This window comes from Pelomonas sp. Root1237, from assembly GCF_001425055.1.
Classification (GTDB): Bacteria; Pseudomonadota; Gammaproteobacteria; order Burkholderiales; family Burkholderiaceae_C; genus Pelomonas.
In genome coordinates this window covers 386,396-406,187 of sequence record NZ_LMDK01000017.1, presented here as the reverse complement: position 1 = coordinate 406,187, position 19,792 = coordinate 386,396, and the positions used below count along the sequence as shown (strand labels likewise).

15 protein-coding genes are annotated in these 19,792 nt (G+C 68.0%); 10 read left to right on the top strand and 5 right to left on the bottom strand.

Annotated elements, in window-relative coordinates:
- Positions 1-49 precede the first annotated feature (49 nt).
- Both ASC91_RS19770 and ASC91_RS19765 read left to right on the top strand, forming a co-directional pair.
- The gene (locus ASC91_RS19770) at positions 50-616 is read left to right on the top strand and encodes an MOSC domain-containing protein (protein WP_056201318.1); all 567 of its coding nucleotides are present in this window, start codon (positions 50-52) and stop codon (positions 614-616) included.
- Entirely contained in the window at positions 616-1,746 is a 1,131-nt protein-coding gene (locus ASC91_RS19765; protein ID WP_056200684.1) for a hypothetical protein, read from the top strand. The genes ASC91_RS19770 and ASC91_RS19765 overlap by 1 nt, the downstream gene beginning before the upstream one ends.
- Before the next feature lie 79 nt (positions 1,747-1,825).
- On the opposite strand, the gene ASC91_RS19760 is transcribed toward ASC91_RS19765, so the two are convergent.
- Complete coding sequence (locus ASC91_RS19760) at positions 1,826-2,908, bottom strand: alkene reductase (RefSeq protein ID WP_056200682.1); 1,083 nt, start codon at positions 2,906-2,908, stop codon at positions 1,826-1,828.
- 102 nt (positions 2,909-3,010) lie between these two features.
- Between ASC91_RS19760 and ASC91_RS19755 the strand changes: the two genes are divergently transcribed.
- The 3 genes from ASC91_RS19755 to ASC91_RS29610 all read left to right on the top strand — a co-directional run bounded on the left by ASC91_RS19755 (position 3,011) and on the right by ASC91_RS29610 (position 5,985).
- Positions 3,011-3,877: a 23S rRNA (adenine(2030)-N(6))-methyltransferase RlmJ gene (locus ASC91_RS19755; RefSeq protein ID WP_056200679.1), complete on the top strand. Its 867-nt coding sequence runs from the start codon at positions 3,011-3,013 to the stop codon at positions 3,875-3,877.
- Positions 3,878-4,022: 145 nt separating this feature from the next.
- The gene (locus tag ASC91_RS19750) at positions 4,023-5,021 is read left to right on the top strand and encodes a substrate-binding domain-containing protein (protein WP_056200675.1); all 999 of its coding nucleotides are present in this window, start codon (positions 4,023-4,025) and stop codon (positions 5,019-5,021) included.
- A gap of 178 nt (positions 5,022-5,199) precedes the next feature.
- Positions 5,200-5,985, top strand: a complete 786-nt coding sequence (locus ASC91_RS29610) for a PEP-CTERM sorting domain-containing protein (protein WP_162247825.1) — start codon at positions 5,200-5,202, stop codon at positions 5,983-5,985.
- A gap of 157 nt (positions 5,986-6,142) precedes the next feature.
- On the opposite strand, the gene ASC91_RS19745 is transcribed toward ASC91_RS29610, so the two are convergent.
- The 3 genes from ASC91_RS19745 to ASC91_RS19735 all read right to left on the bottom strand — a co-directional run bounded on the left by ASC91_RS19745 (position 6,143) and on the right by ASC91_RS19735 (position 9,758).
- Entirely contained in the window at positions 6,143-7,861 is a 1,719-nt protein-coding gene (locus tag ASC91_RS19745; RefSeq protein ID WP_056200673.1) for a M14 family metallopeptidase, read from the bottom strand.
- 107 nt (positions 7,862-7,968) lie between these two features.
- Positions 7,969-8,727: a LytTR family DNA-binding domain-containing protein gene (locus tag ASC91_RS19740; protein WP_056200671.1), complete on the bottom strand. Its 759-nt coding sequence runs from the start codon at positions 8,725-8,727 to the stop codon at positions 7,969-7,971.
- A complete protein-coding gene (locus ASC91_RS19735; RefSeq protein ID WP_056200668.1) occupies positions 8,724-9,758 on the bottom strand; it encodes a sensor histidine kinase in 1,035 nt (344 codons plus the stop codon). Before ASC91_RS19735 ends, ASC91_RS19740 begins: the two co-directional genes overlap by 4 nt.
- 116 nt (positions 9,759-9,874) lie before the next feature.
- Between ASC91_RS19735 and ASC91_RS19730 the strand changes: the two genes are divergently transcribed.
- The 3 genes from ASC91_RS19730 to pcaF are packed head-to-tail and all read left to right on the top strand — an operon-like array spanning position 9,875 to position 13,280.
- Positions 9,875-10,672 carry an enoyl-CoA hydratase-related protein gene (locus tag ASC91_RS19730; protein ID WP_056201315.1) on the top strand — a complete coding sequence of 266 codons (798 nt, stop codon included), beginning with the start codon at positions 9,875-9,877 and terminating at the stop codon, positions 10,670-10,672.
- Positions 10,669-12,081 carry an FAD-dependent oxidoreductase gene (locus tag ASC91_RS19725; protein WP_056200665.1) on the top strand — a complete coding sequence of 471 codons (1,413 nt, stop codon included), beginning with the start codon at positions 10,669-10,671 and terminating at the stop codon, positions 12,079-12,081. The genes ASC91_RS19730 and ASC91_RS19725 overlap by 4 nt, the downstream gene beginning before the upstream one ends.
- Positions 12,078-13,280, top strand: a complete 1,203-nt coding sequence (gene pcaF / locus ASC91_RS19720; protein ID WP_056200662.1) for a 3-oxoadipyl-CoA thiolase — start codon at positions 12,078-12,080, stop codon at positions 13,278-13,280. Before ASC91_RS19725 ends, pcaF begins: the two co-directional genes overlap by 4 nt.
- A 59-nt stretch (positions 13,281-13,339) precedes the next feature.
- On the opposite strand, the gene ASC91_RS19715 is transcribed toward pcaF, so the two are convergent.
- Positions 13,340-14,572 carry an NAD(P)/FAD-dependent oxidoreductase gene (locus tag ASC91_RS19715; protein WP_235532034.1) on the bottom strand — a complete coding sequence of 411 codons (1,233 nt, stop codon included), beginning with the start codon at positions 14,570-14,572 and terminating at the stop codon, positions 13,340-13,342.
- Between the two features lie 344 nt (positions 14,573-14,916).
- Between ASC91_RS19715 and ASC91_RS19710 the strand changes: the two genes are divergently transcribed.
- A complete protein-coding gene (locus tag ASC91_RS19710; protein WP_082532830.1) occupies positions 14,917-17,841 on the top strand; it encodes a TonB-dependent receptor domain-containing protein in 2,925 nt (974 codons plus the stop codon).
- A gap of 98 nt (positions 17,842-17,939) precedes the next feature.
- Complete coding sequence (locus ASC91_RS19705) at positions 17,940-19,766, top strand: putative 2OG-Fe(II) oxygenase (RefSeq protein WP_056200657.1); 1,827 nt, start codon at positions 17,940-17,942, stop codon at positions 19,764-19,766.
- Positions 19,767-19,792 lie beyond the last annotated feature (26 nt).

Here is a 19,792-nt window from a genome sequence, read left to right as displayed (position 1 = left end):
CGCGCCCTTGTAGGCCGACATGCCGAAAGCCTCCTGGACAATGGCCGCCATGCAAGTCGTCAGCGTGAACACCGCCCGCGTCGAACACTTTGTTGCGACCTCGGGCCAGGTACTGGATTCGGCCATTCGCAAGCGCCACTGCCAGGGGCCCGTCGATGTCCGGCCCCTGGGCCTGGACGGCGACGAGCAGGCCGACCTGAGCGTGCACGGCGGCTTGAGCAAGGCCGTCTATGCCTACCCCCAGGAGCACTACGCTTTCTGGCAGACGGTGCGCGGCCAGGCCAAGGTGGAAGGCGCGCTGCAGCCGGGGGATTGCGGCGAGAACCTGACGTTGACGGGCCTGCTGGAAAGCAGGGTCTGGATCGGCGATGTGCTGAGCTTCCCGGACTGCGAGCTCGTCGTGTCCGAGCCGCGCTACCCCTGCTTCAAGTTCAACGCGCACATGGGCTTCAACCAGGCCGCCAAGCTGATGGCGCAGAGCGGCTACTGCGGTTTCTACCTCGCCGTGAAGCGGGAGGGCTCGATCACGGCCGGCGAGAGCTTCGAGCTGATCGCAGGCCCACGCGAGGTGGGCATCGTCGAGCTCTTCAAGGCAAAAATGAAGAAGAAGGGCTAATGCGGCGCCGGCTGCTGTTGGCCGTGGCAGGGTTGGCGCCCGTTGCCGCCTATGCCGGCCCGGTGCTGCAGGTCGGACCCAGGCGCGCCGTCAAGTCGCTGGCCGCCGCGGCCCGCCAAGCGCGTGACGGCATGCTCGTCGAGGTCGATGCGGGCGAGTACGTGGCCGATGTCGCCACTTGGCCCCAGCACGGGCTGACGCTGCGTGCCGTCGGCGGCCGCGTGAAGCTGGTCGCGGCCGGCGCCCACGCGCAGGGCAAGGGCCTGTTCGTGACGACCGGCCGGCGCCAGCGCATCGAAGGCTTCGATTTCACCGGCGCCGCGGTGCCCGATCGCAACGGCGCCGGCATCCGTGTCGAGGCCGGTTCACTGACGCTGGTGGACTGCACCTTCAGCGACAACGAGAACGGCGTGCTGACCGCCAACGATGAGGCCATCGAGCTCGACATCGCCGACTGCGACTTCGGCCCCATCCTGCCGCGCGAGGGCAAGACGCACAACCTCTACGTCGGCGCCATCAAGCGCCTGGCCGTGACCGGCAGCTACTTCCACCACGGCCTGCACGGCCATCTGCTGAAGAGCCGCGCGGCCCTCAACCACATCCTCTACAACCGCCTGTCCGACGAGATCGGTGGCCGCGCGAGCTATGAGCTGGAGTTCCCCAATGGCGGCGTTGCCGTCGTCATGGGCAACCTCATCATGCAGAGCTCGATGACGGAGAACCCGCACGTCATTTCCTTCGGCGTCGAGGGTGCGAAATGGGAGAAGCAGGCCCTCTACCTCGTCAACAACACGCTGGTGGACCAACTGCCCAGCGGCGGCATCTGGTTGCGCGTGACGCCGCCGCAGGCCGAGGTCGTGCTGGCCAACAACCTGCTCGTCGGCGGCCCCCAGCTCGCGGCCGAGGGGCATTGGACGCGGCGCGCCAACTTCCACGCCGACTGGGATGAGTTTGTGCGCGCGGCGCGCGACGACTACCGACTCAAGCCCGATTCGTCACTGCGCGGCAAGGCTGCCGACGCCGGCGAGGGGGGCGGCATGAAGCTCGCGCCTTCGCGCGAGTACCGCCACCCTCACACCAGCCAGGCCCTCAACGGGCCGGCGCGCCACCCCGGCGCTTTCCAGTCCTGAGGGCGTTGAAGCCGGCCGTCAGGTCATTGGCGTCGTCGCAGCTCGGCACCGGCGCGCCGCCATATCGGCGGCGTATGGGTCAGGCGCGCTTCAGCACCGGGTAGTCCGTGTAGCCCTCGGCACCGCCGCCGTAGAAAGTCTCCTTCTGCGGCGCGGCCCAGGGCAGGTCGCCGCGGATGCGCTCGACGAGGTCGGGGTTGGCGATGAAGGGCCGGCCAATGGCCACCGCGTCCGCCTTGCCGCTGGCGACGGCGTCCAGGGCCATGGTGCGGTCGTAGCCGTTGTTGGCGATATAGGGGCCGTTGAAGCGGCGGCGCAGCTCGGCGTAATCGAAGGGTGCGACGTCGCGTGCGCCGCCGGTGGCGCCTTCCACCACCTCCAGGAAGGCCAGCTTCAGCGGCGCGAGCTGGTTGGCCACGTAGTTGAAGAGAGCCTGCGGATTGCTGTCCTGGCCGATGTCGTTGCTCGGCGTGACCGGGCTCAGGCGCAGCGCCGTGCGGCCGGCGCCGATGGTGCCGGCCACCGCCGTCATGACCTCGATCAGCAGGCGGGCGCGGTTCTCGATGGAGCCGCCGTATTCATCGTTGCGGTCGTTGGCGCTGTCACGCAGGAACTGGTCGAGCAGATAGCCGTTGGCGCCGTGGACCTCGACGCCGTCAAAGCCGGCGGCGATGGCGTTCTTGGCGGCCTGCACATAGTCAGCGATCAGCTGCGGGATCTCATGCGTGGCGAGTGCGCGGGGCTCATCGGTGGGCACCAGCTCGCCATAGGCCGCATAGGTCTTGGTCTTGGCGGCGCGATTGGTGGACGACACCGGCTGCTGGCCGCCCGGCTGCAGGCTCTTCAGCGAGATGCGGCCCACATGCCAGAGCTGCACGACGATCTTGCCGCCCGCAGCATGCACGGCGTCCGTCACCTGCTTCCAGGCGGCGATCTGCTCGGGCGTGTGGATGCCCGGCGTGTCGAAATAGCCCTGGCCATCGGGGCGGATCTGGGTCGCCTCGGTGATCAGCAGGCCGGCGCCGGCGCGCTGGCGGTAGTACTCGACATGCAGGTCGTGCGGGGTCTGGCGGGTGGCGCGGTTGCGCGTCAGCGGCGCCATGACGACGCGGTTGGCCAGCTGGATGTCGCCGAAGCGGATGGGGTCGAAAAGGGTAGGCATGGCGGTGAAATAGGGCCGGTAAGGATGGTTGCAAGTCTGGCCGGGGCCGACTTTCCCCGTCCCGGTGGGGTTGATGGCGGATGTGTTAGCGACAATCGCGCCATGCTCGCCTACCGCCACGCCTTCCATGCCGGCAACCATGCCGACGTCCTCAAGCACCTCGTGCTGACGCGCGTGCTGCGCTACATGGCTGAGAAAGACAAGCCCTACACGCTGATCGACACCCATGCAGGCGCCGGTGGCTACTCGGTCGAAGGCCGCTATGCGCAGAAGAAGGGTGAGTACGCCGAAGGCGTCGTCAAGCTCTACGACCGCAAGGACCTGCCCGCACCGCTGGCCGACTACCTCGACCTGGTGCGCGCCTTCAACCCCGGCGGCCAGCTGCGCCAGTACCCGGGCTCGCCGGCCATCGCCAACATGCTGATGCGCGAGACCGACCGGCTGCGCGTCTACGAGCTGCACTCGACCGACCACCGCATCCTGGCCAGCTACCTCGACGGCCGCGCGCAGACGCAGGTGCGCGACACCGACGGCTTTGCCGCCATCAAGGCCGAGCTGCCCTCGCCCACCCGCCGCGCCGCGTTGCTGATGGACCCGTCCTACGAGATCAAGAGCGACTACGGCAAGGTGCTTTCGGCGTTGCGCGAGGCGCTGGAGCGGGCCGCCGACACGGTCATCATGATCTGGTACCCGCAGCTGCAGCTGCTCGAATCGAGCCAGCTCGCGGCGCGCCTGAAGGGCAGCGCCGACGCCGCCGCCAAGAAGGGTTGGCTGCATGTGCGGCTGACCGTGGCCGAACCCGCCGACCGCCCGGACGGCAAAGGCCTGGGCATGCTGGGCAGCGGCATGTTCATCGCCAACCCGCCGTTCACGCTGCACGACGAACTGGCCGAATGCCTGCCGGTGCTCGTCGAGCGACTGGGCCAGTACGACGGCGCGAACTACGTGCTGGAACAGAAAGTGGCATGAGCGCCGCGCCGGGCCGCCCCAAGCAAGCTCGCTCCCGCCTGGCGGGAGTGAGCCCGGACTTGGGATGCCCAGTGGGCATCCCATGCCTGGCGAACGCCTGGACGCGCTGTCGGCCAGGCAAGGCCGTAGGCCGAAGGGTGCACCAATGACGACGGAGTCCAAGCCCGTCACGATGGAGCAGATCGCCGCTCTGGCCGGCGTCTCCACGATCACGGTTTCGCGCGCGCTGCGCGACAGCCCCTCGGTCACGCCGGCCACGCGCGAGCGCATCAAGACGCTGGCGGAAGCCGCCGGCTACCGCTTCAACCACCATGCGCGCAACCTGCGGCTGCGCCGCAGCCACATGGTCGCCGTCATGCTGGAGATGCAGCCCGACACCGACCGTCCCATGACCGACGCCTACCCGCTGCAGCTGCTCGGCGGCATCACCCAGGAGCTGACCTCGCGCGGCTACAGCGTGCTGCTGTCGGCCCTGCAAAGCCCCGGCCAGGGCATGGCGGCGTCCGCCGACGGCCTCATCCTGCTGGGCCAGGGCGCCAACGGCTCGGCGGTGAAGTCGGCTGCGGCGATGGGCCTGCCGATGGTGGTGTGGGGAGCCGAGCATGGCCGCGGCGACTCGGTCGTGGTCGGCGGCGACAACGCCCATGGCGGCGCTTGTGCGGCCGAGCGCCTCATCACACTGCAGCGGCGCGAGCTGCTCTTCCTCGGTGACGTGCGCCATGCCGAGATCCGCGACCGCCAGCAGGGCTTCGCCAAGGCGCTGAAGAAGGCCGGGCTCAAGACCCAGACGTTGACGCCGGCGGCCTTCACCTTCGGTGCCGGCTTCACGGCCGTGCAGGCCCATCTCGCCAACCTGGGTCGAGGCGGCAAGGCGCCCGACGGTCTGTTCGCCGCCAGCGACCTGCTCGCCATGGGCGCTGTGCGCGCCTTCACCGATGCCGGCCTGGCCGTGCCTGATGCGGTCTCGGTGATCGGCTATGACGACTCGCCCGCCGCCCAGAGCTTTGCGCCGCCGCTGACCAGCGTGCGCCAGGACTGGCATCACGGCGGCGTGCTGCTGGCGCGCAAGGTGCTGGACCTGATCGGCGGCCAGGCCGCCGCCAGCGAGATCATGCCGACCGAACTGGTCGTTCGCAGTACTTAGTCCAGCACGACCTCGGTCCGGATGATGCCGGCGCGTTCGGCACTGGCCGACAGCGCCAGCCGCGTCCCGACCGGTGCCCGCACCAGTTCGCTTGACCGGCTCGCCCTAGGGGTACGTCTGGTAGCCAAAGCTCGCTAATGTCCGACAGCACCACTACCGGTGCTGAATGGAGCTTCAAATGAACAAAATACTCGCGGCCTGCGGTGTCATGTTTGCTGCGTTAACGTGCAGAGCAGACGTCCAGGTAAGCGCCTCATTGAGCAATTTCCACTTCACACTGGTCGACCTCAATCCTGGCGACGGTATCGCGCCGTATATAACTTTGGCTGGCGGCCAGCTGGTCGGAAAGCTTTGGGCAACTACGCCCACTGGCATGACGGACCAGCTTACCGCGAGCACTCAAGCGCCCTTGGCAAGCTTTTCAAGGAACTTGATCAGCGAAGGTCAAACTGGGGAATTCCGGATCGATACAAGCAGTCTAGCCAGCCTCAGTTTTGAAAGCCACGTGTCGTCTTCCCTTGGCGCCAGCGGAGGTGCATATTCTCCTAACGAGACAGGTGCGAACGCGTTGGCGTACTCGATATTCACGCTGTCGCCTAACACGAAACTAGAAATTACGGCGGATGCCAAACTCCAAGCGAACTCCGGAGTTGCCGGCGTCCAGACCTTTCACAACACGGTTCTCGCCACCGCATACATCAACGTCTCGACCCTGATAAATTTTCCTGTGGCAGATGTCTTGCAAAAGTCAATAGACGAGGAAGGCGGCTCCTTTTCCTTTTCCGAAGCTAGGACGCTCTCGGTGACGTTTGTAAACGGGTGGTCGCGCGAGGAGACCATTTACACAACCATGTTTGCGAACGCTGAACAGCAAGCGGCGCCAGTTCCTGAACCCGGCACAACGTCAATGCTTTTTTGTGGCGCTTGCCTGATGGGCTTGCTGGTGATTCGGCAACGGCAGTGAGCTCGGCGCGTCCCCAAGTTGCTGCTTCATTGGCCGTTGCGGTGCCGAGCTCGCCGGCATTTCAGAACTGAGCGGAGGACACGTTCTCCGCGCTCGGCAAGCGCACTGGCCGCCGCATGTACCGGTGATGCGAAGGTCTCAGGGATGCGACTTCTCGTCAATCCAGCACCACCTCCGTCCTCACCACCCCTGCCCGCTCCGCACTCGCCGAAAGCGCCAGCCGCGTCCCCACCGGCGCGCGCACCACCCACTCCGCCACTGCGCGGTCGCCCGTGGGCTGCTTGTTGAACAGGAAGGCCAACTGGCTCTGCTTGGGCGCGTGGCCTTCGAGCTGCGGGCCTTCCATGCGCTCCTTGCCGTTGACGAGGCTGATGGCCGGGTCGCCGCTGGGCATGTGGATCTCGAACATGACGCCGCGCACCGCCTTGCGCTCCAGCGCCCGCTGCGTCACATAGGCCGGCAGATAGCCGGCGTTGGCCACGGCCATGCGCACCCGCCACATGTCGGGACCGAGTGCTCGCACCTCGGTGCGGATCAGCTCCAGCTTGGGCAGGCTCATGGCGATCTGCGTCATCCAGGCCGGGAAGCGCGCCGCCTCGCGCTCGCGCAGGGCCGGCGGCGGGTTGCGCCAGTAGTTCATCTTGTCCCAGCCGCCGATCTCCACGGAACCCAGCTGCGGATGCTGGAAGGGCGTCCATTCGACATGGGCCTTGCCGCCGCATTGCTCGTCGCTCCACTTCAGCAGCTTGACGTCGTCCTCCACCGGATGCTGTCGGTACCAGTCGATGAACTTCTTGACCTCGAGGCCGGCCTCCTTGCTTGGCGACCACAGCTCGACGACCCAGAACAGCGCGCCCAGGTGCTCGTAGACCCAGTCCTGGGTGCCGGTGATGACGTCCTTGGGGTGGTAGCGGAAATCCTCGTAGATGCTGACGGCGGGGTAGCCCGTGTGCTTCTCGCCCAGGGCCGAGAAGTTCTGGAACAGCCACAGGTCCTCGGGCGTCATGTCGTTGTCGCTGCGGGTGCCGCAGGGGCGCAGGATGACGCCGCTGTGGGTGTGATAGCTGATGGCCGCGCCGATGTTGGGATGCTGGGTGATGAAGTCCACCATGGCCCGCACCTCGGGCTCGCTGGTCGGGTAGGGGCCGGCACCGAGCTGTTGGAACTCCTGGCGCCATTCGCCGGGGAAGTTGCGGTTCAGGTCCAGGCCTTCGCGGTCGGCGTTGACCTTGACCGTCAGCCCGTCGTGGTTCTTGATGAAGCCCTCGGGGATGAGGCGGTAGTACTCGCCGCCCTGCTCGCCGGGCTCGCGCGCCACCATCAGCCGCGGGTCGCCCGCGTGCTTCTTGTAGCCGCCATGGGGGTCCGGCACGCGCATGGTCAGGATGCGGCCGTCGCCATCGACGTCCTCGATGGTCAGGCCGTCGACGGCTTCCTCGGTGTAGGGGTAGGGCCGCGTCGAGCTGCGAATATGGCGCGGCCGGTCGGCCAGGGCCAGCTCGGCGCCATCGGGGTTCAGGCGCGGCACGATGTAGAGGGTGCGCGTGTCCAGCAGGCGGTTGATCTGCTGGGCCTCGGCCGACGTGCCGCCGTGCTCCTTCAGCAGGTGGTGCACGTAGTAGAGGCAGGTCGTCGACGCGGTCAGCTCGGCCGCGTGGATATTGCCGTCGATCCACATCGCCGGCTTGTCGATGTCCATGCCGCTGGCCAGGTTCGTGACGACGATGACCCAGATGTCGCGGCCCTCGTAGCTCTTGCCGATCGAGCGCACCGACACCAGGTTGGGGCGGGCTTCGGCGTAGGCGAACAGCAGGGCCGTCAGCTCGTCGTAGCGGTAGAAGTGGTCGAAGCGCGGGTTGGGCAGCGGCAGGGGCATGGCAGCGGTCTGGGAGGGTGACCCCAAGAACTAGGGGCATCTGGAGTGGCGCGGATTGTCTGACTCGACATGACCTGTTCCCCCAGGGTTTGCCCGGGCGACAGCGCTTACTGGCCCTTGAAGAGGGCCTGGAACTGGCGCGACACGGGCAGCTTCTCGTCGCGGCCGCGCAGCGTGACGACCATGCTGCCCTCGTCGATGCGGATGGCGCGCGCGATGCAGCGGCTGTTGACCAGCACGCTGCGGTGGATCTGCCAGAACTGGTCGGGGTCGAGCTGGGTCAGCAGCTCGCGCAGCGGCGTGCGGATCAGCGCGTCGCCGCCGTGGTGGACGACGCGGGTATAGCGGGCATCGGCTTCGAAGTAGACGATCTCGTCGGGCGGTATCAGCTGCACCTCGCGGCCGACGCTGGCCTGGATGGGCCGCGGTGCCGGCTTGTGCGGCACGAGACCAGCCAGCAGGCGCTGCAGGGCCGCCGTGTCGGGCGCCGGCTGGGCGATGCGGGCACGCAGGCGGGCGAGGGTCTGGGCCAGGCGCATGTCGTCCACGGGCTTGAGCACATAGTCCACCGCGCCGGCATCGAAGGCCGCCAGGGCCTGGTCGTCGAAGGCGGTCACGAAGACGATCAGCGGCGGTGCGGCCAGCGCCGACAGGCGGCGCGCCACCTCCAGACCGGTCAGGCCGGGCATGCGAATGTCGAGGAAGGCGATGGCCGGCTCATGGGCCAGGCAGTCGTCCCAGGCCTCGGCGCCATTCATGCTGGCAGCGACGATGTCCAGCTCGGGCCAGAGGCGGGTGAGCGCCGCGCGCAGCTGCTCGCGCGGGGCTTCCTCGTCGTCGGCGATCAGGGCGGTCGTGGGGTTCATAGGGTCAGGGTGGCGACGCAGCCGGGATGGGCATCGGCCAAGGTCAATGTGGCGGTGGGGAAGGCGGCAGCCAGGCGGCGGCGCGTGTTGGACAGGCCGATGCTCTCGGTCCAGCCGGGCGCGAGGCCGGGGCCGTCGTCGCTGATGGTCAGCACAAGGCGGCCGGCCTCCTGGCGTGCAGCGATCTCCAGGTGGCCGCCGCGCAGCTGCGGCTCGATGCCGTGGGCGATGGCGTTCTCCACCAGGGTCAGCACGATGCCGGGTGGAAGTTCAGCGTCCAGGTGGGCTGGCACGTCGATGCTGAAGGCCAGCCGCGCGCCCAGGCGCGCCTGCATGATGGTCAGGTAGCGACGCACCATCTCGGCCTCGTCGGCCAGCGGCTGCAGCTCGCGCTCGAACATCGGCAGCGTGGCACGCAGATAGGCTGTGAAGTCACGCAGCAAGGGCGCGGCGCGGGCGTCGCCGGTGTCCACCCAATGCTGCAGCGAAGCCAGCGTGTTGAACAGGAAATGAGGCTGGATCTGGGCGGCGGCCAGGCGGGTCTGCAGGCGCAGCGCGGCGTCCTGGTCGGCCAGCTCGCGCAGCCGGGCCTCGATCTGGTCGACGCGGTAGACGGTCAACCCCCACCAGGCCGACAGGATGGCGGTCATCACCACCACGGCCAGCGCGGCGTGATCGACGGCCATCTCGCGCCAGCCCGTCTTGATCAGCACGACGAAGGCCACGGCGACGACCGCTGCAAAACCGTAGCAGGCCATGTTGAGGCGGCGCCGGCTAGGGTTGCGCCAGAGCCCGCGCGCCACAGCCATTGCGACGGATGTGATGAACAACGACAGGAGCCACGCCACCGGTCGTGTGCCCTTGGACATCTGATGCGAGAACGCGGCCAGCAGCAGCACCACGTTCACGAAGACGTACTGGTCAATGCCCGACGGCCAGGGCTGCGAGCCGGCGCGGGCCAGCTCCTCGGGCTTGAAGACGCGGCGCGAACCGGGGTAGAACCATTGGACGTAGTCGTCGAGGCGAGGCATGGCTGCAGTCTAGGAGGCGGCGTGCCCCGCCTGCCGCAGTGGGCGGGCGAACGGCGGACTGGGGCGCTTGAATGGCACAGTCGACCGATCGGTCGGGAAAAGTGCAGAATGCCCGCATGCCTTCCTGGACCTCCCTTGAATTGCAGCGCCGCGACGACGGCGTGGCCCTGCTGACGATGAACCGGCCGGCCGTGTTCAATGCCTTCGATGAGACGCTGATCGCCGAGCTCGACGCGGCTTTTGCGCTGCTCGGCGACGACGCCGGCGTGCGCGTCGTCGTGCTGGCTGGCTCGGGCAAACATTTCAGCGCCGGCGCGGACCTGCAGTGGATGCAGCGCGCGGCCGCGGCGTCGCAGGACGACAACCTCGCCGATGCCCGCCGCTTCTCCGCCATGCTGGCGCGTATTGCCGAGACCCCGAAGCCGACCATCGCCCGAGTGCAGGGTGCGGCACTCGGCGGCGGCGTCGGCCTCGTCTGTGCCTGTGACATGGCCGTCGCGTCCGACGCCGCGAGCTTCGCGGTCAGCGAGGCCCGCATGGGCATCCTGCCCGCGGTCATCGGCCCGCATCTTGTCAATGCCGTCGGCCTGCGCGAGGCGCGGCGGCTGGCGCTGATGGCCTGCCGCATCGGCGCCGACGAGGCGCTGCGCGTTGGCCTTGTGCAGCGCGTCGTGCCGGCAGAAGGCCTGGACACCGCCGTCGATGCCCTCGTGGCCGACCTGCTCGCCTGCGGCCCGCAGGCGCAGGCCGAGATCAAGCAGCTCTATGCACGCCTGGCGCCCGGCCCGGTCACGGCCGAGGTGCGCGAGCTGACCGCTCAAACCATTGCCCGTGTGCGCACGACAGCCGAGGCCCGTGAAGGCTTCGCGGCCTTCCTCGGCAAGCGCAAGCCCAACTGGACTGCCCCCGAATGAATCTGAACGACTCCCACGTCCTCGTCGTCGGCGCTGGCCTGATGGGCGCCGGCATTGCCCAGGTGGCCGCCCAGGCCGGCCATGAAGTGGCGCTCTTCGACGCCCGCCCCGGTGCCGCCGAGGCCGCCAAGAGCAAGCTCTCGGCCATGCTGGACGGCCTGGTCACCAAGGGCAGGCTGACGGCCGATGCCGCGCAGGCGGCGCTGGCGCGCATCACACCGGTCGAGGCCTTGGCAACGGCCGATCTCGTCATCGAGGCCATCGTCGAGAACCTCGACGTCAAGCGCGCGCTGTTTGCTGAACTGGAAGCGCTGCTGCCGCCCGAGGCCGTCATCGCCACCAACACCTCGTCCATCTCGGTGACGGCGCTGGCGCGCGGCATGCAAAAGCCCGAGCGCCTCGTCGGCATGCACTTCTTCAACCCGGTGCCGTTGATGAAGCTGGTCGAGGTGGTGTCAGGCCTGGGCACGTCGCCCGAGGTCGCGCAGGCCGTCTTCGACCTCGCCGGCCGCTGGGGCAAGACGGCGGTGCACACGCGCTCCACGCCGGGCTTCATCGTCAACCGCATCGCCCGGCCGTATTACGCCGAGACATTGATGCTGCTGCAGGATCGCGCTGCGGCGCCCGAGCTCATCGACGCGGTCCTCCGAGCCGCGGGCTTCCGCATGGGGCCCTGCGAGCTGATGGACCTGATCGGCCATGACACCAACTTCGCCGTGACCCACTCTGTCTTCGCGGCCAACTTCTTTGATCGCCGCTTCACGCCGTCGCTGGTGCAGCAGGAGTTGGTCGACGCCGGCTTCTTCGGCCGCAAGAGCGGGCGGGGCTTTTACCGCTACCCCGAGGGCGCGCCGGCTCTGCCGGCCGTCAGCATTGCGCCGCCGCGGGCGGCCCGTCTCGTTGTGCATGGCCGTGGCGCCCTGGCTGAGCGCTTCGTGGCCAATCTGCCCGAGGCCGTGCGTGAACTGGACAGCGACTGGGTCGGCCTGGCCGTCGACGGCCGCCAATTGCGCCTGACCGACGGCCGGCGCGCCCGCGACTTCGGCCCGGGCACGGCCGTTTTCGATCTGCCACTGGCGCCGACCGGCGACATCGCTTATGCCGGCGACGCTCAGACCGCCGAATGGCTGACCCGCCTGGGCCTGGTGCCGCGCGCCGTGGCTGACCTGCCAGGCCTCGTCGTCGCGCGCACCATCGCCATGCTGATCAACGAGGCGGCGGATGCCGTCGCCCAGGGCGTCTGCGACGAGGCCGGCGCGGATGCGGCGATGAAGCTCGGCGTCAACTATCCGGCCGGGCCCTTCGAATGGCTGGCCTTCTGGGGCTCGGCACCGGTCGCCGCGCTGCTGAACCGACTCGATCACCACTATCGCGGCGAGCGCTATCGCGTGAGCCCGTATCTCAAATGAATCAAGCCTTCATCTGCGACGCGATTCGCACGCCCTTCGGCCGCTATGGCGGCGCGCTGTCCTCCATTCGCACCGATGACCTCGGGGCGCTGCCGATCAAGGCGCTGATGGCGCGCAATGCGAATGTCGACTGGGCTCAAGTGGCCGATGTCATCTACGGCTGTGCCAACCAGGCTGGCGAGGACAACCGCAACGTCGCCCGCATGGCCGCGCTGCTGGCCGGCTTGCCGGTGGATGTGCCTGGCAGCACGGTCAACCGCCTGTGCGGCTCGGGCCTGGACGCCATCGGCACCGCCGCGCGCGCCATCCGCGCCGGCGAGGCCGGGCTGATGATCGCCGGCGGCGTCGAGAGCATGAGCCGCGCGCCCTTTGTTAGCCCCAAGGCCGAGAGCGCCTTCAGCCGCGCCAACGCCGTCTATGACACGACGATCGGCTGGCGCTTCATCAACAAGCAGATGAAGGCGCAGTACGGCGTCGACGCCATGCCCGAGACGGCGGAGAACGTGGCCGCCGATTTCGGCATCGAGCGCGAGGCCCAGGACCGCATGGCCCTGGCCTCGCAGATGAAAGCCATCGCGGCGCAGAAGCGCGGCTTCTTCGAGCGGGAGATCGTGCCGGTGGAGGTGCCGCAGAAGAAGGGCGACCCGCTGCGCGTGCTGCTGGACGAGCACCCGCGCGAGACCAGCATCGAAGCGCTGGCCAAGCTCAAGGGCGTGGTCAAGCCCGACGGATCGGTGACGGCTGGGAATGCGAGCGGCGTCAACGACGGCGCCTGCGCCCTGCTGCTGGCCAGCGAAGCAGAGGCTGCGCGCCACGGCCTCAAGCCTCGCGCCCGCGTCGTCGGCATGGCCACGGCCGGCGTCGCGCCGCGCATCATGGGCATAGGCCCGGCACCGGCGACGCGCAAGGTCATGGCGCTGACGGGCCTGACGCTGGCGCAGATGGACGTCATCGAGCTGAACGAGGCGTTTGCCGCCCAAGGCCTGGCCGTGCTGCGTGACCTGGGCCTGGCGGACGACGATGCCCGCGTGAACCCCAACGGCGGCGCCATCGCGCTGGGCCATCCGCTCGGTGCCAGCGGCGCACGCCTGGTGACGACGGCAATCAACCAGCTCGAGCTGACGGGCGGCCGCTATGCGCTGTGCACGATGTGCATCGGCGTCGGGCAGGGCATCGCGCTCATCGTCGAGCGCGTCTGATGACCTTGCGGGACGGACCTTGGCGCGCAGCGCCACGCTCTGTCCCCAACTGATCAGGACTACTCGAAAAAGAGTCGGCTGATGCCCTTGAAGCTGACCAGATTGCCCGGGTTGCTGGTCTCGTTGAGCACACCGCTCATGCGCCTGAGCAGGCGCGGGCTCTTCTTCGCGCGCCAGATCAGCAGGTCGGCCAGCCAGGGGTGGGCGTTGACGCGGTTGGCACGCTCGTAGAGCTCGAACTTGGGCTTGAGGGCCGTCAGCGCGGCCACGTAGGCGGCGCGGGCTGCGGCATCGTCGGCGTGCGCCAGGATGGCGTCGGCCGCCAGCATGCCGGTCTCCATGGCCTTGCCAATGCCCTCGCCGGTGAAGGAATAGGTGCTTCCGGCGGCCTCGCCGGTGACGAGCAGGCCCGGCCGCGTCCATGTGGCGCCGGTCAGCGTGCAACGCAGCGGTGCGCCCTTGAGCTCACCGACCAGCTCACCGACCCGCATCAGCTCGGCCGCCGGCGCGTACTTGGCGACAAAGGCATCAAAGATGGCGCGCAGATTGACGTCCTTCTTGATGCCCTTGCCGCCACCGAGATCCTTGTGGCTGTCCGTCACGCCGACGCCGATGTTGAAGTGGCCATCCGGCGCCGGGAAGATCCAGCCATAGCCGGGCCGCACCGACTTGTCCCAGACGACTTCCAGCGCCTTGATCCTGCCGACCATCTGCGGCGCCTTCACATAACCGCGCAGGGCCACGCCGCTGGGCGTGTGGCGCTCGCACATGCCGGCCGCGGTCAACGCCCTGGGCACGGCGCCGGTCGCGAGCACGACCCATCGCGCAGCGACCTCGACGATCTCATCGCCCCGCTTGAGCCGCGCGCCGACGACGCGGCCATCGGTCTCCAACGGTGCCTCGAAGCGTGCTTGCTCGAAGCGTGCGCCCGCCTCCCGGGCGGCGCTCAGCAGCAACGCGTCCAGCTCCTTGCGCGGCAGCACCGCCAGTGAGCCTGGCACGTCAATGCGGCCGCCCCGCGGGCCGATGCAGCCCACATGGGCCACGGCCTGGGCGCGTCGCATGACGTCGTCCAGCAGGCCCAGGCGGGCCAGGGCCTTGTGGGCGTCCGGGATCAGGCCGTCGCCGCAGATCTTGTCGCGGCCGGGCGGGTGCTGGTCGACCAGCAGGACATCCACGCCCGACCGAGCCAGCACCCGTGCGCAGGCGCTGCCAGCAGGGCCGGCGCCGATGATGAGGACGTCGCAGGCCAGCCTGGCGGCAGGGCCGGTGCCTTCCGTAATAGCAGTCAATTGGATTGGCAATTCGATGGGGTCGGCGATTCTAGAAGTCGGCCGTGACCTCCATATCACTGCGACTCCCGTCCTGACTGTGAGCTGAGCAGGGAATTTGTGTAGCGATGTGACAACGCCCATGCCCTCCTACACCCCCTGCTTGGGGCGGTGTAACCCCTAGGTTTCTGTTGTGTAAAGCACGAGGAACAGCAGCTTGCAGAGTCTATTGGGGCCTACCCGGATCGGCCCGGATGCTGCCAGTCGCCAGACTCGCGCCGCGAAAAGGCGTTTCTCCGCGAGGGACTCGCATTTCCAAATCACCTGCAACACAGCGTTGAGAACGTCCTCACGAAGGAGTAGTCATGTTTAAACGAAACGCCCGAAGCGCAGCCGCGCTGGCGATGATCGGCGCGCTGAGCGCCGGCTCGGCAATGGCCCAAGAGGCCTCGACCGAAAAGCTCGAACGCATTGAAGTCACCGGTTCGCGCATCAAGTCCGTGGGCGCCGAGTCCAGCAGCCCGATCACCTCGGTTGGCAAGGAAGATATCAGCATCAAGCAGCCTGTCGCGGTTGAAGAGCTGGTGCGTGGCCTGCCTTCGTCCTATCCGGCCATTGGCCCGAACATGAACAACGGTTCGACGGGTATCGCGTCGATCGACTTGCGCGGCATCGGCTCCAACCGCACGCTGGTGCTGATCAACGGCCGCCGTATCGTTCCCGCCACCCTTGGCGGCGTGGTCGATACCAACACTATCCCCGTCTCGCTGCTCGAGCGTGTTGACCTCGTGACTGGCGGCGCTTCCGCCGTTTACGGTGCCGACGCTGTGTCCGGCGTGGTGAACTTCATCACCAAGCGCAGTTTCTCCGGCGTCGAAGCCACTACGCTGTACAGCGCCTCCGAAAAGGGTGACGCGAACCGCTACAAGAACGACCTGACGATGGGCGCCAACCTGGCCGACGGCAAGGGCAACGTCGTGCTGCACATCGGCAACACGCGCACCAACCCGCTGAAGTTGGGTGAGCGGGACTACGCCGGCACCGTGATCTCCTCGGCGAGCGGCAACCCTGGCGGCTTCTCCGGAACCGCCGTGCCCGCCGTGTTCTCGGGCATGCCCGTACCCATCGCCGGCAACCGCGTCATCGACGGCACCACCGGCCTGCTGCGTTCTGCCGTGACCTCCGGCCCGCCGGATGGCTACAACACCAACCCGCCGAACTACTTCGAAACACCGCTGACCCGCACGCAGGTCACGGCCATGGGCCGCTACCAGATCAACGACAACGCCGAGGTCTACGCGGAAATCTTCCACACGAAGTCCAACGTGACGCTGAATCTGGCTCCGTCGGGTACCTTCGGCGCGGGGCTCGACATTCCAATCGGCAACCCCTACATCACGCCGGCGGTTCGGTCGCAGCTCTGCAATGCGTACACGACCGTGTTCGCGCTCGGTGCCAACGATCCGAAGTGCGTGGCTGGCGGCGCCACCACCTTCCGCGCCAACGTTGCCCGCCGCTTCGTCGAAGCCGGTCCGCGCATCTACAGCTACGACAACGCAACGACCCAGTACACCGCCGGTGTGCGTGGCGACATCCCGATGTTCGAAGGCTGGAGCTATGACGCCTACTTCCAGACCGGCCGCTCGGACCAGACCCAGCGCACGGGCAACGGCTTCTCGGCCACCAAGCTGCAGCAGGCCACGAAGGCCCTCAGCACGACGGCCTGTACCGTGACCAGCGGTGGTTGCGTGCCGATCAACTTGTTCGGCGCTGCCGGCAGCATCACCCCGGAGATGCTGGCCTTCATCGCCACGCCGACCTTCCAGACCACCCGCGTCGAGCAGAAGGTCGTGGCCGGGTCCGCCAACGGTGAAGTCGCCTTCGCCAAGAGCCCGTGGGCGAAGAACCCGCTGGGCGTTGCCATTGGCTACGAAGACCGCACGGTGTTCGGCGGTAATGCGTCCGACGCGGTCGTGCAGACCCAGGGCGAACTGCTGGGTTCGGGCTCCCCGACGCCTGACCGCAGCGGTACGCTGAAGTTCCGCGAGGTCTATGGCGAAGCCACCCTGCCGCTGGTGCAGAACAAGCCGTTCGTCTACTCGCTGAACGTCGGCTACGGCTATCGTGACACCGAGTTCGACTCGATCGGCGGCACCAAGAGCTACGGCAGCTGGAAGAAGTCATTTGACTACGCGCCCATGAAGGGCCTGCGTCTGCGCGGCGAAAGCCAGCGCGCCACCCGCGCGCCGAACGTGAACGAGCTGTACGCACCAGTGACGACAGGCCTGTCGTCGCAGAGTGTGGACCCTTGCCAGCAGGCCCTGATCAATACCGCTGACGCAGGCAAGGCCGGCACGCTGACCAACCTGTGCCAGCAGACCGGTGTGCCGGCGGCCCAGATCGGCAACGTCGCGTCCCCCTCGTCCAACCAGATCAACAACACCGGCGGCGGCAACCCCAACCTCGGCCCTGAGAAGGCCGACACGACCACCCTGGGCGTGGTGTGGGAGCCGGACTTCATCGACAACCTGTCGATCACCCTGGACTTCTGGAAGATCAAGATCAACGGCGCCGTGTCGAGCGCGACGGCTTCCCAGGTCATCGATGGCTGCTACGTCGGAAATCCGGGCTTCACGTACAACTCCTTCTGCCAGCTGATCCAGCGTGATCCGCTGAATGGCGGCCTGAACGGTACCGGCAGCAAGGGCGTGAGCACCCAGTCGTCCAACCTCGGCTTCTACAACTTCTCGGGTATCGACCTGGGCGCGAACTACCGTCTGCCGTTGAAGAAGCTGGGCTTGGCCAACTGGGGTCGCCTTGATCTGAGCATGCAGCTGGCCTATCTGAAGCGTGCTGATTTCAAGTCGCTGCCGAACGTGCAGACACTGGAGCAAGCTGGCTACTACGGCGTCGATGTGGGTACGCCCTACTCCAAGACGCGGTTCAACGCGCGGGCGTCCTGGACGCTGGGTGACTACGGGCTGGGCCTGAACTGGCGTCATATCGGCGCTGCCAACGTGCAGACCACCGGTGCGGCGGCCAACAACAAGGGCAAGTTCCTGCCTTCGAACGAGTCCATCAAGGCCTTCGAATACTTCGACCTGAATGGTTCGTGGCAAGTCAGCAAGAACATCAAGCTGTCGATGACGGTCAACAACCTGTTCGACAAGCAACCGCCGCTGATCGGCACCGGCATCGGCCCGGGTTCGAGCAACTACGGCAACACGTTCCCGAGCGTCTACGACATCATTGGCCGCCGCTATACCGCGACCGTCCAAGCCAACTTCTAAGCAAGTCTGGTTTCGCCCCTCGGGGTGTTTTGCAAACGGGCCCTTCGGGGCCTGTTTTTATTGGCGCGGACAATTCGCGCTCATCCACACACCGTCCCATGGCAGCCATCCACCCCGCTTCCTCGCTGGGCCAGGGCCTGCGCGCACTCGCCGCAGGCCAGCTCGACGCCGCCGATGCCCTGCTGCAGCGCGCGCTGCGCGAGATGCCTGCCGCTCCCGAGGCACCCGCCGCGCTGGGCCAGCTCGCCGCCCGGCGCAAGCAATGGGCCGACGCCGAGGCTTGGTTCTCGCGCTCGCTGCAATTGCAGGCGCGGCAGCCGCGCGTGTGGCTGGCGCGCGGCCAGATGCTGGAGATGTTGCAACGTCCCGCGGCGGCGGCCGAAGCCTTTGCCCAGGCCGTCCTGCATCAACCTGACCTGGCTGTCGCCCACTATGAGCATGCCCGGCTCAGGCGCGATCTCGGCGAACGCGAGCGCGCATTGCAGGCCGCCCGCGATGCGGCCCGGCTCGGCCCCCAGGACGCGAACGCGCTGCAGCTGCTGGCGATGCTTCAGGAGGAAAGCGGCGAGCTGGCCGCCGCGCTGCCGACGCTGGACGCCGCGCTGCGGCTCGCGCCCGACCGCGCCGCGCTGCACCACAACCGCGGCGTACTGCTGCACCGCCTGGGCCGCCATGCCGAGTCGCTCGCCGCGCACGAACGCGCGCAGGGGCTGGGCCTGGACGTCGCCGAAGCACACTACAACTTCGGCAACACGCTGCAGGCGCTGGGCCGCGCGGATGCGGCGCTGGCTGCCTACCGCCGTGCGCTGGCGCTGCAGCCGCTGCATGCGCTCAGCCTCTACGACCTCGCCAAGCTGCGCTGGGCCCTCGGGCATGCCGATTTCACCGCCGAGCTCGACGCTGCCGAACGCGCCGCGCCGGAGTCCGACGTGCCGCCCGGCCTGCTGGGCCTGCTGCAGCTGCGCGCGGAACGTGGCGAAGCTGCGGCCGACGCCTATCGCCGCGCTGCGGCGCTGTCCCCTGCCACGGCGGCGTACGCCGACGGCCTCGGCCAGGCCCTCTGCCTGCTCGGCCGCCACGAGGAGTCCTGCATCGCCCACCGCCAGGCTGTTTCGCTGGCACCGGACAGCGTGACGGTGCTGAGCAACGCGGCGCGCAGCCTCTACGCCGCCGGTCAATCCGCCGAGGGCCTGGCGCTGGCCGAACGCGCCTTCGCGCTGGCGCCGGAGAACCAGCATGCGCTGGCCCTCGTCGGCACGGGCTGGCGGCTGACGGGCGACCCGCGTGCCGACTGGCTGAACGACCTGGATCGCTGCGCGGCCGTCATCGACATCGAGCCGCCTGCCGGGTGGGCCGACATCGCCAGCTTCAATGCCGCGCTGGCCGAGGAGCTGACGCGGCTGCACACCGATGCCCAGGCGCCCATCGACCAGACACTGCGCCACGGCACGCAGACGCGCGGCGACCTCTTCGACCTCGACCTGCCGCTGGTGCAGGCGCTGCAATGCCAGATCACCACGGCCATCAGCGCCTGGCTGGCGAACCTTCCGTCCGAGCCCGGTCACCCCTTCCTCGGCCGCCGGCCCACCTCACCCGGAGCCTGGCATTTCACCGACAGCTGGAGTTCGCGGCTGCGCCGCAGCGGCTTCCACACCAACCACATCCACAGCCATGGCTGGCTGAGCAGTTGCTACTACGTGGCCACGCCGCCGAGCGCCCTGCGCGAAGGCAGCCGCGACGGCTGGATCAAGTTTGGCGAGCCCGACCTGCCCGAGCCGCTGCGCTCAAGCCTGCCGCCACGGCGCATGGAGGCACCGCGGCCCGGTCGCCTGGTGCTGTTCCCGTCCTATCTGTGGCACGGCACCACGCCGTTCCAGGACGAGGCCTACCGGCTGACGGTAGCCTTCGACGTGCTGCCGGACTGAATGAAGCCCCTCGTCCAGTCGCGCCG